Source organism: Nitrosospira sp. TNL300 (genome assembly GCF_055385915.1).
Genome location: NZ_AP041005.1, coordinates 1,769,119 through 1,784,488, shown reverse-complemented (window position 1 = coordinate 1,784,488; position 15,370 = coordinate 1,769,119). Strand labels below are relative to the sequence as shown.

General features: G+C 53.9%; 11 protein-coding genes. 5 read left to right on the top strand and 6 right to left on the bottom strand.

Annotated elements, in window-relative coordinates:
• The first annotated feature begins 5 nt into the window (after positions 1-5).
• Both ACZ5BW_RS08200 and ACZ5BW_RS08195 read left to right on the top strand, forming a co-directional pair.
• Positions 6-212, top strand: a complete 207-nt coding sequence (locus ACZ5BW_RS08200; protein WP_464538797.1) for a hypothetical protein — start codon at positions 6-8, stop codon at positions 210-212.
• Between the two features lie 569 nt (positions 213-781).
• The gene (locus tag ACZ5BW_RS08195) at positions 782-3,976 is read left to right on the top strand and encodes an autotransporter outer membrane beta-barrel domain-containing protein (protein ID WP_464538795.1); all 3,195 of its coding nucleotides are present in this window, start codon (positions 782-784) and stop codon (positions 3,974-3,976) included.
• A 151-nt stretch (positions 3,977-4,127) separates the two neighbouring features.
• Here the strand turns inward: ACZ5BW_RS08195 and ACZ5BW_RS08190 are convergent, their stop codons facing one another.
• Positions 4,128-5,420 (bottom strand): hypothetical protein, encoded by a 1,293-nt coding sequence (locus tag ACZ5BW_RS08190; protein ID WP_464538793.1) that lies wholly within the window; start codon positions 5,418-5,420, stop codon positions 4,128-4,130.
• Positions 5,421-5,517: 97 nt separating this feature from the next.
• Positions 5,518-8,907, bottom strand: coding sequence for a hypothetical protein (locus ACZ5BW_RS08185; protein WP_464538791.1), 3,390 nt, complete (start codon positions 8,905-8,907; stop codon positions 5,518-5,520).
• An 861-nt stretch (positions 8,908-9,768) separates the two neighbouring features.
• Between ACZ5BW_RS08185 and ACZ5BW_RS08180 the strand changes: the two genes are divergently transcribed.
• From ACZ5BW_RS08180 to ACZ5BW_RS08170, 3 genes are all read left to right on the top strand, one after another.
• Positions 9,769-10,526 (top strand): IS5 family transposase gene (locus ACZ5BW_RS08180; protein WP_464538789.1). Its coding sequence is split into 2 segments (ribosomal slippage): positions 9,769-10,102 and positions 10,102-10,526, totalling 759 coding nucleotides; the frame shifts between segments, so codons are not numbered across the junction.
• A gap of 187 nt (positions 10,527-10,713) precedes the next feature.
• Complete coding sequence (locus ACZ5BW_RS08175; protein WP_464574125.1) at positions 10,714-10,956, top strand: type II toxin-antitoxin system Phd/YefM family antitoxin; 243 nt, start codon at positions 10,714-10,716, stop codon at positions 10,954-10,956.
• A complete protein-coding gene (locus tag ACZ5BW_RS08170; protein ID WP_464538785.1) occupies positions 10,953-11,210 on the top strand; it encodes a Txe/YoeB family addiction module toxin in 258 nt (85 codons plus the stop codon). Before ACZ5BW_RS08175 ends, ACZ5BW_RS08170 begins: the two co-directional genes overlap by 4 nt.
• A 92-nt stretch (positions 11,211-11,302) precedes the next feature.
• On the opposite strand, the gene ACZ5BW_RS08165 is transcribed toward ACZ5BW_RS08170, so the two are convergent.
• From ACZ5BW_RS08165 to ACZ5BW_RS08150, 4 genes are all read right to left on the bottom strand, one after another.
• Positions 11,303-11,620: a DUF190 domain-containing protein gene (locus tag ACZ5BW_RS08165; RefSeq protein ID WP_464538783.1), complete on the bottom strand. Its 318-nt coding sequence runs from the start codon at positions 11,618-11,620 to the stop codon at positions 11,303-11,305.
• Positions 11,621-11,685: 65 nt separating this feature from the next.
• A complete protein-coding gene (gene crcB, locus ACZ5BW_RS08160; RefSeq protein ID WP_464538781.1) occupies positions 11,686-12,072 on the bottom strand; it encodes a fluoride efflux transporter CrcB in 387 nt (128 codons plus the stop codon).
• Positions 12,073-12,095: 23 nt separating this feature from the next.
• Positions 12,096-13,118, bottom strand: coding sequence for a class I fructose-bisphosphate aldolase (locus tag ACZ5BW_RS08155; RefSeq protein WP_464538779.1), 1,023 nt, complete (start codon positions 13,116-13,118; stop codon positions 12,096-12,098).
• Between the two features lie 77 nt (positions 13,119-13,195).
• Entirely contained in the window at positions 13,196-15,346 is a 2,151-nt protein-coding gene (locus ACZ5BW_RS08150; protein ID WP_464538777.1) for a hypothetical protein, read from the bottom strand.
• Between the last annotated feature and the right edge of the window lie 24 nt (positions 15,347-15,370).

Below are 15,370 nucleotides of genomic sequence, written 5' to 3'. Positions count from 1 at the left end.
ATTTCATGATTGAGTTGACACTCAGGGACACGGACGGTGACGCCGGCGGGGGTCTCCATTTCAAATCCCCCCACTGGTTCGGCGCCGATGGCCGTGGCGGACGCGGTGGAGGTCACCAGGGCTCCCCCAAGTGCAATGACGCTGTACAGCACAGCCGCTTGCCAGAATCGCTGCATCGTTATCTCCTTACCTCCATCATGGGGGACTCCTAAGCTCATGTACTAGTTATTGACAATGGTGTCGGCCCCCTGGACCTTACGGCCCACCTCGCGTAAACAGGACGCAAAGTTGCGCTTCTTGCTTTTGCCCATCCCGCTCGAGCCCCTGAGATGAGCATCTCACGTGCCTGCGACACACCGCTTTGGGCTAAACAAAGGCGATGCTGTCGCACAGCCTTAGCTCATTTATACCTCAATGCTCCCTGCTTCGCTGTGCATCACCGCACAGAAAACTACAAAGAAGGGAAGAAGGGATGAATAGAGGACTGAATAGGTAGATAGCTTCTGTAGGCCGACCGCCAAACTTCGATTCCCTGATCCTGTAAGCCTGAAATCCCTCCTGTTTCTTCGCTGTTGTTGGAAATGCCATGGAGTAAATGAAAAGCGGGAGGAAGGCCTCTCTTTCGCTCGCTTTGCACGTTCTGCCAGGGCTGTAGCATGCGGTCCTTCTTTTCCTCCGGTATGGGCGAGCCTGATGTCCGCATTGCTTCAAATACCGGCTGGAGCGTTTATTTGATTCGCCTCAGACAGCGGAGCAACAGGTACATCATCTATAGGGCATTATGAAAAAAAAACCAGGCTTCACGTTATTCGATTTGCAGCTCGTGATTTTAGGCTCTGCGCTATCAGCTGTTTCTCCACAACCATACGCGCAGACGCTACCGTGGGACCCAAATAGCAATCTCGTATTTAATGGTTCCCCCGGCAGTGGTGAGGTCGTCGAACTCACCAGTGTTACCGGCGATTTTACCGGCAGTCTCGGCACAGGCCCGGGACAAGTGCAATGGACCGGCAGTGGAGGGTTTCTTTCGAATGGCTCGAATCGTATTGTCAATATCGGTGGCAGCGGCGGCACTCTGACCTGGGGGAGCGGAAACTTTGTCCCCAGCGGACATGCCCTCATTCTCGGCACATCCAGCGCAAACATGCTGGATTTCCAGAATGGAATCGACCTCGGCGGGATAACCCCTACCATTCGAGTCCAAGGGGGCTCCATTGGCGGACATGCACGGATTAACGGTATTTTGTCCGGCACGGGAGGGCTTCAGGTGATTGGTACCGGGAACGACATGCTGGAGTTGACAGGGGCCAATACTTACTCGGGCGCTACCTTCATCAGCTCCAGCACCCTGGTTGTAAGTGCCGACAACAACATGGGGACTTCTACAGGGCCGCTTATACTTTTTAATGGCACGCTGCGAAATACCGCAAGCTTTACCACGACACGGAACATCTTTCTTAATTTTGGCTCAGGTACATTCCATACAGACGCGAATCTGGAGGTGGCCGGTTTCATCAACGGCATAGGCGGCAGTCTCATCAAAACCGGCTCCGCGCAGCTGACCCTGACTAATACTTATTTCGGTGACACCGTGATCAGTGCCGGAACACTCCAGGTCGGCAACGGTGGCACCACGGGCAGTATCACCGGGAACGTGATCAACAATGGCACGCTTGTGTTCAACCGTTCCGATGACACGAGCTATGGCGGCGCGGTTTCCGGAGCTGGAGGGTTAACCAAGCTGGGCCCGGGAAGGCTGACATTGACTGGTGAAAACACCTATATCGGCGGCACGACAATTACCGCCGGTGCCCTGCAAATCGGCAACGGCGGCACCACGGGCAGCATAGCCGGGAACGTCACCAATAACGGCACACTCGCGTTCAACCGTTCCAATGATATGAGCTATGGCGGCGTGGTCTCCGGAACTGGCGCGCTGAACAAGCTGGGCGCGGGAAGGCTGACATTGACAGGGGAAAACACCTATACCGGCGGCACGACAATTGATGCCGGGGCTCTGCAAATCGGCAATGGCGGCACCACCGGCAGTATCACCGGGAACGTGACCAATAACGGCACGCTCACGTTCAATCGTTCCAATGACATGAGCTATGGCGGCGTGGTTTCGGGAACTGGCGCGCTGAACAAGCTGGGTGCGGGAAGGCTGACATTGACAGGGGAAAACACCTATACCGGCGGCACGACAATTGATGCCGGGGCTCTGCAAATCGGCAATGGTGGCACCACGGGCAGTATCACCGGGGATGTGAATAATTTCGGCGGCACCCTCGAGTTCAACCGTTCGAATAACCTGGGCCATTCAGGGGCGATTTCGGGTTTTGGCACGATCGTCAAAGATGGGGCAGGGGCGCTGGAACTGACAGGGAATTCAGGAGGGTTTGTGGGTTCGATTCTCGTCAATTCCGGCACGCTTGCCGTCAATGGCGTCCTGGGGGGTGTGGTGAATGTGGATGCGGATGCCCGCCTTCAGGGCAACGGGGTGATCGGTACGGGAATTGTTGCTGGCACGATTGCTCCAGGAAATTCCATCGGCACGCTTGGGGTAAGCGGCAATTACACGCAGCTTCCCGGCTCCGTCTATGAGGTTGAAATCGACCCTGCCGGAAACAGCGACCGGATCACTGTTGCGGGCACGGCGAACCTCCATGGCGGCACGGTCGCGGTCACTCCAGCGATGGGTACCTATTCCGCCGGCACGCGCTACACCATCCTGACGGCGGCAGGCGGACGGACAGGAGCATTCGATGCGCTCAACCTTACCCGGACGCTGCCCTTTCTGGATGTGATATTGAGCTACGACCCGAACAACGTTTACCTCAATGCCAACCCCCTCGCATTTTGCGCTGTCACTGTTACAGCCAACCAGTGTGCGGCGGGCCAGGGCGTGGAGAGCCTGGGCTCCGGGCGTTCACTGTATGACATAATCACGGGTCTTCCTGATCGGGATGCCGCACGGCGGGCTTTCGACAGCCTCTCAGGGGAGCTTCATGCCAGCGCAAAGGGCGTCATGATCGAGGATAGCCGTTTCCTGCGCGAAGCGGTCAATGATCGCTTGCGCCAATCCTTTAGCTGGGCGGGCATCCCTGTTTCCCGGGCATCGGGGCAAACACTGCAAGAAAACAGGGCGACTGGCCATGCATTCTGGACCCGCGCATTCGGTTCTTTCGGACACCGTGGCGGAGACATGAATGCGGCGCGCATCAATCGGAACATCGGGGGCTTTTTCATGGGGGGCGACACCCTTATTGCCGATCTCCTGCGTCTGGGGATTGCCGGGGGCTACAGCAATTCGTCCTTCAATGTGAACGAACGCTTTTCAACAGGTTCAAGCGACAACTATCATGTGACGGCTTATGGGGGCACTCGCTGGCACGCTCTCGGCCTGCGTTTTGGCGGCGGTTATACTTGGCATGACTTCGAAACGAACCGCAATATTCTTTTCCCGGGTTTCAACAATCAGGTGAAAGGGGATTATCGCGGCCGCACCGGCCAGGTGTTCGGCGAGCTGGGCTACGAGTTGCCGTTCAAGAACGTTTCACTGGAGCCCTTCGCGGGAGTGGCGTATGTCAATCTCGCCACCAAGGGCTTCCAGGAGCGGGGAAGCATCGCAGCGTTGAGCAGCGCCAGGGATAACGAAGGGGTCACCTACAGCACGGTGGGCATGAATGCGGCGAGCATGTTTTCCACAGCAGGGGGGACGACCACAAGGCTGCGGGGCAGTCTGGGATGGCGTCATGCCTTTGACAGCGTTCCAACCCGCTCGGCCCTGGCTTTCAGTGGTGGCTCGACATTTAGTATTGCAGGCACCCCCATTGCGAAAGAGGCAATGATCATGGGGGCGGGTCTCGACGCAAACATTGGCAAGAACGCGATCCTGGGCATTGCCTACACCGGACAAGTATTTAGTAACGTCGTGGATAACGGTGTCCGGGCAAATCTCGACTGGAGGTTTTAGCCCGCGTTTCTCACAAATGGCAGGTGCATCGCGGCCGGAATCATGAGTAAGTTGTTTTACGAGAACGACTTAAATCATGGAAAGGAAGGGCCGCGATGCAGCACCGTGTAGCGTAAAAGCAATCCGCGCAGGACGTATTAGAGCTATCAAACTACTGTTCGCCGGCCGCTTTCTTGCCGAGATAGGCTGCCTGGCCCAAGCCGAATATTGACAGCAGGGTGGCATCGACATCCGGCATGGTAACCACCCGGCGGAATTCGATGTTCTCCATGAATTCGACTGCGGATATGGCATAAATGATTACCGTGAGGATGGTGATCGCCACCATCTGGAAATCCCCGAGATCCGGCTTATTGTTGTCGTCGCAGATGAGGTCAATCGCCCTTGGTTTGGAGGCAGGACGTTTCAGGTCAGGTTTTTCATCCACTTTGCCCGTTGTAATCGCTTTTGCTCCGGCAAATGTCAGGACGCTGATCCCGGAAAGAATGAGCAGGTGTGGCGGAATATCCACGCCGCCTACATAGCTCCAGCCTGCCGCTGTAATTCTGTGAGATACGATGGCGATATAGGCGCTGATGACCAGCCAGAACCAGAGGAAGGTCTGGAACATGGAGCTGCTGTAGCGGTTATCACGCCCGAGGTAAAGGTGAGTGGGGTGTCCGCGGGTGAAAATGTACGCAAGGATGAAAAGCACAAAGATCGCAATGAGTAGCGATGCCCAGCGAGCAGCGCGCCCGACGGGCTCACTCTGCCACTCGAGCGATCTGACGTGATTGATTCTAACCTGAGCAGTTTCGTCGGATGAGTTTATGCCACCTTCGCGTACGTACGTGGCCCTGATTCCATCGCCCTGTCGCATGGCGGACACCAGAGGCTTGAAATCGACGCCTGTCTGGAGCGGTATGTTCACCTCGTACTCCCGCTTCTCCGGCAGTTGCGTGCGTACAACGATCCAGGAGTCATCCTCCCCGATTTCCTTGATTGTGCCGACAATGGTTTTACCCACTATCTCGATATCGATGAGCGCATGGCCTCTCGCACGTGGGACGTAGGTAAGTAAAACCAGGTCGCCTGGATTGGGCCAGTCAGCCCTGAGCTCAGCCGGCGCTTCCTGGCGCGACGGAATAAATGTCTGCACATCCCCGTAAACCGATTTCACCGCCAGCGGGTCGGCCTGAACGACAATGCCCTCGAACTTTACAGGAACGGGATTGGGCGGAAGCTCCTCTTGCCTCCTTGCCGGTTGAGCCTGGGTCTGAGTCAGGAACCGGCGCTGTGGCTGGGGCTGAGACTGTAGTTGAGGCTGAGCCTGCGCTTTTGGATTGGCATTGGCATTCATGCTTTGGCTCTGGCCAATGCTGGGTGGTGGAACAGCCTCCTGACCATGAACTGGCGGCGTGAGCAGAAGAAGGGCGAGGATAAGCAAGAGTTTTCTGTTATTCATCCCATTTTGTTCCTGCGAAAGTGGATTCTATTTTCCCGGCAGTTCCGGTTAATGCTGCCATGGAATCTCATCTCATTCCTCCCACTCTCGGGGGCCATTACTGCCCGGTCGCAAAATATTCCAGCAGGAGTAGAAGTCCGTAGCCGCCGGACGGCAATGCGATCGCCGCCCCGAATATCGGGTGCTGGGTGAAGGGGAGGAAGGCCCCTCTTTTGTTATTTTTGATCGTGTGAGTTGCCCATTCGATCTGCTGCCTCTGCTTTATTTCTTCCGGTGTCTGGCCGGATAGCTGGATCAGCCTGCTCTCCAGACGCCTGATGGCCTCGTGCCGGGCTTTTTCGGCCGATCTTCGCAACGCCAGTGCATTCCCGACAACGAGTATCGCATTGAGGGAGAAGATAATGACCAGTGAGGCGGGAAATCCCCAGTTATCGATATAACCATGGCGTCCGATGATTAGCAGAACAATGATGATAAATGGGAAATAGATGAAATTGCCGATGACAGTCGTGCGCTCGGCAATCAGTTCGATGCCCAGCCATTCATCCAGGTTCTCCTTATTGATGCCGCTTTTGCCGGCTATTCTCCCGAGCGTGCCGGCAGGCCAATGGATTTTATTCGTGGCAATGCAATTGACCCAGCGCCGGCACAACCTTGTGGCATCCACCACATAAAATATCAGTATCATCATCGCCGTGCCGCTCATGATGATGAGGCTATTGCTTATCAGGAAACAGCCGGAACCCCGGCATGGCGTATTTGGAAAGCCGAACAGCATCATCGTCAGCCATGCAAAGCTTAATGCGACAACCAGTTGCGGCAGGCCACGGATTGCGAAATTTTTCAGGGTGCCGAGGGAAATATATTCTCGCCAGAGGCGAACAGCGTCGATCTCGTCAGTGCTTTGTGGACGCCAGACATGCAGCCCCAGGATATGGCGAATAGCGTGGGAAAAGATTCTGAACGGAAGCCTCTTGTGACTGGCGTCTTTTTCGGGATCACATAGGGAAGTATCGGTAAAACTTGTACCTTTATCTTCGAGATCCAATTCGTGCGTCAGAACATTTTCGTTATTTTTCATCTTCCGCCAGGAATACCATAAAAAGAGCAGGCTCATGAGCAGTGCAAGCAGGCGGATCGCCGCTGTTGGCCATGCGCTGATCCCTTCGGTGAACACGAAAGGCTCGCCTGCGACATCAAGCGTCTTCCAGGGTACCCATTTGACCAGACCGTAGCACGCACCGACCGCAACAATCAAACCTGCCCAGAACAATTTGGTCATGGCAAGGTTGTGAAAAAAATCGGCTACCCTGGTACTGATCAGTATGATGCCCAGAACGAGAATGATGATTGCGGCGAATGCTTCCGCCATCCACCTGAGATTTCGTTGCGTGTCGAAATAGGCGTCCAGATCGGGACGAGTCGGATGGATGCTTGGATAATGTGGCGACTCCAGGCGAGGATCGATACTGATATCGAAAGCTCCGGTCCTTCCGATCTCGTACAACCTCGTTCCGGTATTTGCAAAAAAATTATCCGGCTTGCTATCCCTGTTCCCTTTATTCTCTTCTGTTTTCAGCCTGACGCAATCGGGGCAGTTCGTTTCATCTGCATGAACAGGGGTGAGATGTCCGAGTGCCATCAAAGCTGCATAGAACAGGGATGTCTGGTAGCTATCCCGAAACGGGGGAATGGGTATTTGCAGCCCGGGTTGCAGCTCCAGCCCGAAGTGTGAGGCGATGACAAGATTGTGGGTAAATTCCCACTGGGCAGGATAGGCGAGCCTGGCATTGAGGTCGGTCGTGAAAAATATGGCGCTTGGAAACTGCTGGCGAAGCGCTTGAAGAATCAGAAGCTTGTCATAGACATCACTTCCCAGCACACCAATTGCCTTGAATTTTCCATCCTTCACTTCCTCCTGTTTCAGCGCCGCCGCCAGTCTGACGAGATAATCGATCTGGCTGCGGCCCTCAGGTCTTTGGCTCGCATTTCCCTTGGTCGGCGCTGATCTTCCTTCGTACCATGCCTTGCCCTTGGCCAGAACACCCTCGGTATCTTTATCGCTGCTCCTGTCTTCCGTTTTGCTGCTTTGCGTTGCCGGCAGTTCGCCGTCAAGCCCTGCAAGATACGAGTGGTGCGACACCCATTCTGGCCATTCGTCTCTACGCAGCTTATTCAATTCCGCCTCCAGCTCAGGGCCGGACCTGCCAGAGCCGGTTTCACTTGACGCTACTGCCACAAAGGTGCGTGGGAGGGCTCGTCCATATAGGGTATCCCATTCAGAAATCAGGGCCACCTTGAATTCGCAGGATTCTTTTGTATCTTTCCCGAATTTGCTTCCTGAACAATTCTTCAACCTGAGCTGGCGGCGGCTCAGTTCCTGAACCAGGTGCTCGGCCAGTGCTGCGTCTGTGCCAATCGTCCTGCGAAAGTTTTTAATACCCGCGCACGAAAACAGGCGTTCCACAATCAGCGGATTCTCCGCGGTTTCCGTTCGTCCGTCACCGCCATTGCCGGTGAGTGTTCTGCCGGGGCAACCGCAGAGCTTGTCGATGGCTTCCGCCGCTTCTTTTTCCGCCTTGCTTTTATCTGGGTAGGGTGAATCATCAAGCAGAAACGTATCTTCCGCCGTTGCCCAGGGTGAATAAAACTGAACGTTCCTCAATGCATCGAGTGGTGGATGGGAGGAAGGACATTCCCCGCTGGATTGCCTTGCCTCCTCGCCTAACTTGTCTTTTACCTCCTGCACCATTGCGCGCAGGCCGGTGGAGAATCTGGGACCTAGAACGTCATATGTCAGATTTATTCGATATTTACCGAATTTGCTGTCGAGGTGTGTCATCAACTCGCTCAAGGAGATGAACGGATTGCGGCCGAAGTCCTGCGCCTTAAGCCATAGAACAAGCACATGTGGTTTATTTTCCGGAAGTTTTTCCCTGGGAATGAATAGCTCGGCAGGGATCAGCACAGATTTGGTTGCCGCAACCTCTCGCTGCCCGTTCGATTTTTTCTCACATGTGCGATTCCACGTAAAAAAACGGATATATTCCCCCGACTCCGGCACGTACTCTGCGGCGCCAAAGGCAGAAACTACAGCATAACGATCATTGAGCCTGGTCTCAGCGCCACTGGAGTAGGGGCTTCCATCGACGAACACCGGCAGGACCTGGAGCTGGGAGGAAACGCCGGAATTTGCGAGAACTTCGACAAGTTTGTCCAGGTGATATGGATCCGCTTCTTCGCACATCGTCCCGGATATTTTCGGTTCGCTCAGCCGATATGCTTCTACCGCCTCGAATGGGTCCTGCCAGAGCCGTGACTGGACAATTCCCTCTTCCATGAAAACATGGGAACTGATCCCCTTGCTGATGGGCCGGGAGGTCTGGAGTGAGATTTCCTGGTAGATGAGAAAACTGCTGACCATCGCCAGTAGTGCAAAGATTCCAGTGAGTGGCAGTTTTGGCTTCTCATCCTGTTGTTCCGCCATGTGATGAGCCTTTCAGTTGGCGGGGCAAACGGCGGTTGGCCGGTTTCAAGACCGCGCCATAGCGAGTTGCGGGAGTCGGCAGTTGCAATTATGTATAGCACAAATGCCCGTAAATGCTGAATGTGTGCAGCCATCTAGCTATCGATGCCTGGGCCTGGAAACCAGTGATAAAGGACGTATGCTAGCCTTCATCCGCCTTGACTGGAAACGTTGCCGCCCGAAGATACAAACGTTGCCATATCCCCGAGTTGTACCTTGGTCCAATAGGCAAAGCTGTTCAAGCTGGTAATATGCAAACCGGGGAAGCAAGGGTGGATCGGAAACAGACAGCTTCTCCAGTAGCAGTAAACGAGGTAGAAGTAAAAGTCATGTACATATAATGAGTAGTAGAAGCAAACGCCACCGCGCCCGGCAGCAGGCCTCCTGCGTCGGGCTTTTTTTGGACAACTTTATCATTCCTTTTGAGACGTCCGCTGTGCGTATAAAAATCATAATTGTTGCGCTGGTGATTGGATTGGTGTGGAAGGGAGGAAAGGTGCCGGATAACGGCGATAGCAGCACATTGGTTTGTTCCTTTTTTACTGCAATGCTGGACGGGAAGGTACGGGGGAAATAGGCGACAGTTGGATTGGTATAACGTAATCCAGCCTACTTGTCATGCTGATTCCGGCACTGGGCCGATTAGATCATTCTCAGAGCAGGATTGCCTCTCCTAATCCCATTCATTTATCCTGCGAAAAAATACTATGGCCTTCGTCATTCCAGGCTATGAGCCGGAATGCAGCCTAGGCTCAGGACCTATTGATTTTGGGATTCACGGAAGTGAGCGGATGTGATTCACTTATGTCAGGAGGAGTTGCCATGAGTGATCTTTTTATGCTGTCAGAGAAACAATTCAACCGCATAAAGCCTTATTTTCCCTTGTCCCATGGGGTGGCGCGTGTGGATGATTTGCGGGTGCTCAGCGGGATTATTTACGTGATAAAGAACGGCCTGCAATGGAAGGACGCTCCCAAAAGCTACGGCCCGCACAAGACGCTCTACAATCGCTTCATGCGCTGGAGCAAGATGGGTATATTCAACCGCATTTTTGCGGAACTGGCTGGCAAAGAGGAAACGCCCGATCGGCTAATGATTGACGCCACACATCTGAAGGCGCACCGCACGGCAGCCAGCCTTTTAAAAAAGGGGATGTTCCCCGCCGTATCGGTCGCACCAAGGGCGGCTTGAATTCAAAACTCCATGCCGTGTGCGACAGCATGGGCAAGCCTGTTGTCCTGCTGCTCTCCGAAGGGCAGATGAGCGATTACAAGGGTGCGGCCCTGTTGTTGCCTGTTCTACCCAAGGCAAAAGAGTTGCTGGGGGATCGCGGCTATGATGCTGACTGGTTCAGGGCAGCCCTCAGAGAAAAGGGTATTACGCCCTGCATTCCCCCGAAGAAGAACCGTAAAACCCAGATCGAATACGACAGGGAACTCTACAAGCAACGCCACAAGGTAGAAAATATGTTCGCCAGGCTCAAGGACTGGCGACGCATCGCCATGCGTTATGACCGTTGCGCCCACACCTTCTTCTCCGCCATCTGTATCGCCCCTACCGTCATCTTCTATCTCAATTAATGAGTCCTGAGCCTAGTTGTATTCACCCTTTTACATTGCTACACTTGTTCAGTTTATTGTACAAGTTTGCAATCATCAATTTTACCGGCCATCTTGTGCGGTTCTAATTTTAGAGCGCGGCTGCATGAAATCGCAATGAGGAGCATTAGAAATGCGAATCGTAAATTTTTCCGAGGCCCGAAACAACTTGAAAGATATCATTGACCAGGTTGTCGCAGATGCGGATGTGACGGTCATTTCCCGCCGCGATGCGCCTGATGCGGTAGTAATGTCCTTGGATCATTACAACAGTTTGATAGAAACGGTACATTTGCTGAGTTCGCCAGCAAATGCTGCTCGCCTGGCACACTCAATCGCCCAGTTGCGGGCTGGTCAAGCTCAGTCCAGAGCTTTGGTCGAACCAGAAGAAAATGGGAATGCAGCCCAGTGAGGAATATAACCTTCACTGATGACGCATGGGAAGACTATATTTTCTGGCAGTATCAGGATAGAAAGACCTTAAAGCGGATCAATGAATTGATCAAATCCGCGCAACGTACCCCGTTTGAAGGGATCGGAAAACCTGAACCGTTACGGGAAAATCTATCTGGCTTCTGGTCCAGGCGGATTGATGAGGCAAATAGATTGGTTTACGAAGTGTCAGATAGCAACATCGCAATTATTTCCTGTCGCTATCATTACTGATGCAACTCCCATCCATGGCTGGGAGTTGTTAGGTTCGACTCTTCCGCAGGCCTATCCTGAGCCTGTCGAAAGGCTTGGGCTTAGCTAATCTATTATTCCGGCAAAAAACCGAACTCGACCGGAAAATTGACGTAAAAAAGGTCGATATTTTCCGCTTGCAGCAGATGCATGAAATTTTCGGCTTCTTCTTTACTGAGAACAAAACTGACTTCCACGGGCAAGTCCGGCGCCAGTTCAAGAAAGGTTTCCGTGTGCAATACGCCATGGCGACCGAAACCAGCCAAGGCGCGGGTTGCGGTACCGCCATTAAAGCCGCTTTTTTTTGCACGCTCCAGCAGCCACTCGTACAGCAGTATGCCATTATGCTCGCGGTATTCGCTTACGTAGAATTTGAGAAAGACTCCTTGCATATCCTCCTCCGTTTGCCCCTCTCATTCCCTGTATCATTCTTTCCCCGGATTTGGACAGTCCCGTTTTAATGCTGGGCCAGCCATTTGATGGTCATTATTCCCAGTATAGTCATCACGAGAGAGCCAGCAAGGTGTGAAAATATGATGACAAACGTCCAGGCATATTGTCCACGCAACAGCAGCGTGACGGTTTCGGCTGAAAAGGTGGAGAAGGTTGTCAATCCGCCGAGAAAGCCGGTGATGACAAACAGCCTTGCCTCGGGCGGGAGAAAGCTGTTGTGATGAAAATACTCGATTGCGACGCCGATAAGATAACCTCCGGTCAGGTTGGCGGCGAGAGTACCCAGGGGAAGGGTCGGAAACAGGGGGTTTAATGTCATCCCAAACCACCAGCGTAACCAGGCGCCCAGCGCCGCACCTGCGCCTACCGCTGTTAATGCATAGACGCCCATTGCTTACACCCGTGTCTGCAAGTTCAGCTATCTTCCATCGAGCGGTTATAAAGTCCTTCCCGCGCCAGGCCATTTAACTGGCAACGTTTGGAAAATGCGCGCTGTGCTTCAGCCACATTTTTTTCCTCTCCCTCCCAGGCGGCAAGAACCGGTTCCTGGAGCGCCCGGCCATAAGAAAAGCTGAGTTGCCAGGGGCAGTTTCCCCTCATGATGTTAATGGCATTCAGGTTATCGGTCGCTTCCTCGGGACTTTGACCGCCCGAGAGAAACACGACTCCCGGTACTGCCGCCGGGACATAACGGCGCAGGCAGCGGATCGTTGCTTCCGCAACTTGCTGAGAACTGACCTGGAGCGCGCATTTCTTTCCCGGAATGACCATATTGGGCTTGAGCAGCGTCCCCTCGAACACTACGCCATGGGCGTCGAGTTCCCCGAACAAAGTTTCGAGCATGGCGGAGGTGATGCTTTCGCACCGTCCGATATCGTGCGCGCCATCCATCAGAACTTCCGGTTCCACAATGGGCACCAGGCCGGCTTCCTGGCAGAGGGCTGCATAGCGAGCCAGAGCGTGACAGTTTGCCCGGATGGCATAGGCAGAAGGAAGGGATTGCTCATCGATTTCCATGACTGCTCGCCACTTGACAAATTTTGCACCCAACTGTTTGTATTCCGCCAGCCGGTCGCGCAAGCCGTCCAAACCTTCAGTGATTTTGTTCCCAGGTTGCAGCGCCAGCGGCTTCGCACCCTTATCCACCTTGATGCCCGGTATGATTCCCCGCTCCGACAGTACCTGTGGAAACGGTATCCCGTGCTTCGAACTCTGCCGTATCGTTTCATCATATAGGATGACGCCGCTGATGTAGCGTTCGATGCCCTCGGCAGTGAAAAGTAGCTCCCGGTAGCGGCGCCGGTTTTCCTCGGTGGATTCAACGTTGATCGGAGCAAAACGTTTTTTTATAGTGGGGTTGCTTTCATCCGCTGCCAGAATCCCTTTTTGCCTGGCAACAATGGCCTCCGCCACTGACTTGAGTTCATCGATGTTCATAAGCTTTTATCCTCCTTAAACAAGCGCAGATTCAGGACAGGTAGCCGGATATGCGATTTTTCAACCTCATTGCCGGATTACCGAATGGGCGGCGGTCCAAAAACACCCAGTTGCCACATAATGAGCAAGAGAATGAGGATTCCGATGGTCAAAAGATAGAATGGCCACACGGTTTTTTTATCTTCGTATGGATCCGCCAGAGAGCGGCGCGCCCCTTCCGGCAAGCGGGCGAGCCTGGTAAGGGATGTTCCAAACGGAATATTGATGCGTGCACGCGCATTGATGGCCCATCCATTTGCGTCCAGAACCGGACCGAGGTTGCGTTTTTTCAGCTTGAACCATGCGACCAGCATAGCGGGGCCGGAAACCAGCAATATCAGGCCGATTATCGCAAGCGGTATCTGCCAGAATTCAAGTCCCAGTATACCCGTGACAATGGAAGCAACGACACCTCCGATTGCGCCAAGAGCCAGTCCTATCGCTGCAAATATCCCGGCGAATTTGCCTACATCGAATGGTTGCGCGGAGGGTGGAGGAGGAGTGCCGCCGGAGGGCGGGGGGACACCGATCCCAACCGCCGCGGCGGTCAGTTTTTCATCTGCCTCGGCGGCTTTCCGGCTAGCCATTTTTTCCAGTTGCTCATTGATGAATTTCACCAGCTTTTTGTAGGGGGACCAGAAAGCTTGACGAATGCTGATAGGGTGGTCGATGATTCGCACGATCGTGGCATCCCAATCCTGGCCTTTTCGATCATAGAAAATGCCGTTCCGCCCGACCATCAGGAAATCGGAATCGCCGGCGGTAAAAGCGGCTGCGATACTCATTTTCTCGGTGCCACCCTTACGTATACAGTCGCAATATGCCAGATAGATTCCGCTCATGCTGGCAAACTCCGCATGCTTGGCAATGTCGTCCACTGTTACGCACAGATCACAACTTCGTCCGTCGAGATACAGTGTCCCCAACTGGAAGAGCGCTCTATCCCTGCCTGTATAAAAGCTGCGGAAGGATACGAAATTATTGACCAGATTGAACAGGTCACGGTTGTAGCGCAACAGTTTTTCCACCGAATGGATTGCCTTTACTTTCTCTTCTACCGCTTTATCCTGGCTAATCAGCCTGTCGATCTCCTCCTTGTGTCTGCCGGTGGAAATTTCGCGCAAGCGTTCGCCTCCAAGAGGTTCGACAGAGCAGGCAGGCTTGTTTGTCTGCCAGGCTTCGAATGCCGCAAACCTGTCGCATAGCGCTTTCCATTCCGAAGCCGATAAGTTTTCTTTCTCGCCGAGTGATGGTACGACGACCAGGCTGCGGAATGCATCGATTTCTTCCTGCCAGGCAGGATTGATTCCTGCCATTAATGGCAGAGGTTTTTCCGGCTCCACGGTGGCCAGAGGAAAGCTGGCGATATCCTCGCTTTTTGCCGACAATGTTTGCGCGGCAATGCCTTTGTAGTCGTCAGCAGAGCGGCTCAAGGGCACGGCTGAGCGTATGTCATAGGCGGCCAGCCGGCAGCGCGTGAAGTAATCATCGACTTTTTCTTTGACCGCGTAGAGGGCCTCTGCCGCTGCCTGCGTTTTGTTTCCCAGAAACCGGATACCGTCGTCACTTTCGCCCCTGGCTTGCCAAGCGGAATAGCCCGCAACTTCGGCAAAGAACGCGTCGCTGATTTCCTGATCGATGCCTGGCTTCCCGCTCACGTCGGTTGCTGATCCACGGCACTTCATGATGTCTTCCACGGTTGCGCGCAGTGCTGCATCGGAAATCTGGCTCGCGGTGATTACCCCATCGCCGTTGAAATCCAGTCCTGCGACAAACTTCTCGATGTCCGCCATATCGGCAAGAGAAATTTCAGGTGCATCGGGCTTACCGAGACTGCTCAAGATGTATTGTGCCGATGCCAGCACCTGCTGCCCCTCATCGGCGCTGTTGTCAATATCGGCCAGGGCAACACTGCCGGAGCCATTGATCAGCAGGTCCGGATTCCTCAGCAGCTTGCCTGCCCACGCGATCGCGGCGAGCACCTCATTTGCGTGCACACGTCCGTCATCGTCATGGTCGATCAGGTCGAGTGTTTTCGTGTCAAATTCTATGCCGCGTGTAGGGCAGCTCAACGCTACCCACAATTTCTGATCCAGGTCTTTTAATGCCAGCAGGTCGGCTCCGGTATCAATTTGTACCTGATCAAAACCGCCTGCCCGGAAAAATTTCCATTGGTGCGTGGTAGCCATTGTGTCTCCTTTATTTTTTTTGGT

Coding starts and splice junctions, on each gene's coding strand:
- ACZ5BW_RS08165 (WP_464538783.1), bottom strand. CDS start 11,620: ATGCAAGGAGTCTTTCTCAAATTCTACGTAAGCGAATACCGCGAGCAT.
- crcB (WP_464538781.1), bottom strand. CDS start 12,072: ATGGGCGTCTATGCATTAACAGCGGTAGGCGCAGGTGCGGCGCTGGGC.
- ACZ5BW_RS08190 (WP_464538793.1), bottom strand. CDS start 5,420: ATGAATAACAGAAAACTCTTGCTTATCCTCGCCCTTCTTCTGCTCACG.
- ACZ5BW_RS08200 (WP_464538797.1), top strand. CDS start 6: ATGATTGAGTTGACACTCAGGGACACGGACGGTGACGCCGGCGGGGGT.
- ACZ5BW_RS08185 (WP_464538791.1), bottom strand. CDS start 8,907: ATGGCGGAACAACAGGATGAGAAGCCAAAACTGCCACTCACTGGAATC.
- ACZ5BW_RS08150 (WP_464538777.1), bottom strand. CDS start 15,346: ATGGCTACCACGCACCAATGGAAATTTTTCCGGGCAGGCGGTTTTGAT.
- ACZ5BW_RS08155 (WP_464538779.1), bottom strand. CDS start 13,118: ATGAACATCGATGAACTCAAGTCAGTGGCGGAGGCCATTGTTGCCAGG.
- ACZ5BW_RS08195 (WP_464538795.1), top strand. CDS start 782: ATGAAAAAAAAACCAGGCTTCACGTTATTCGATTTGCAGCTCGTGATT.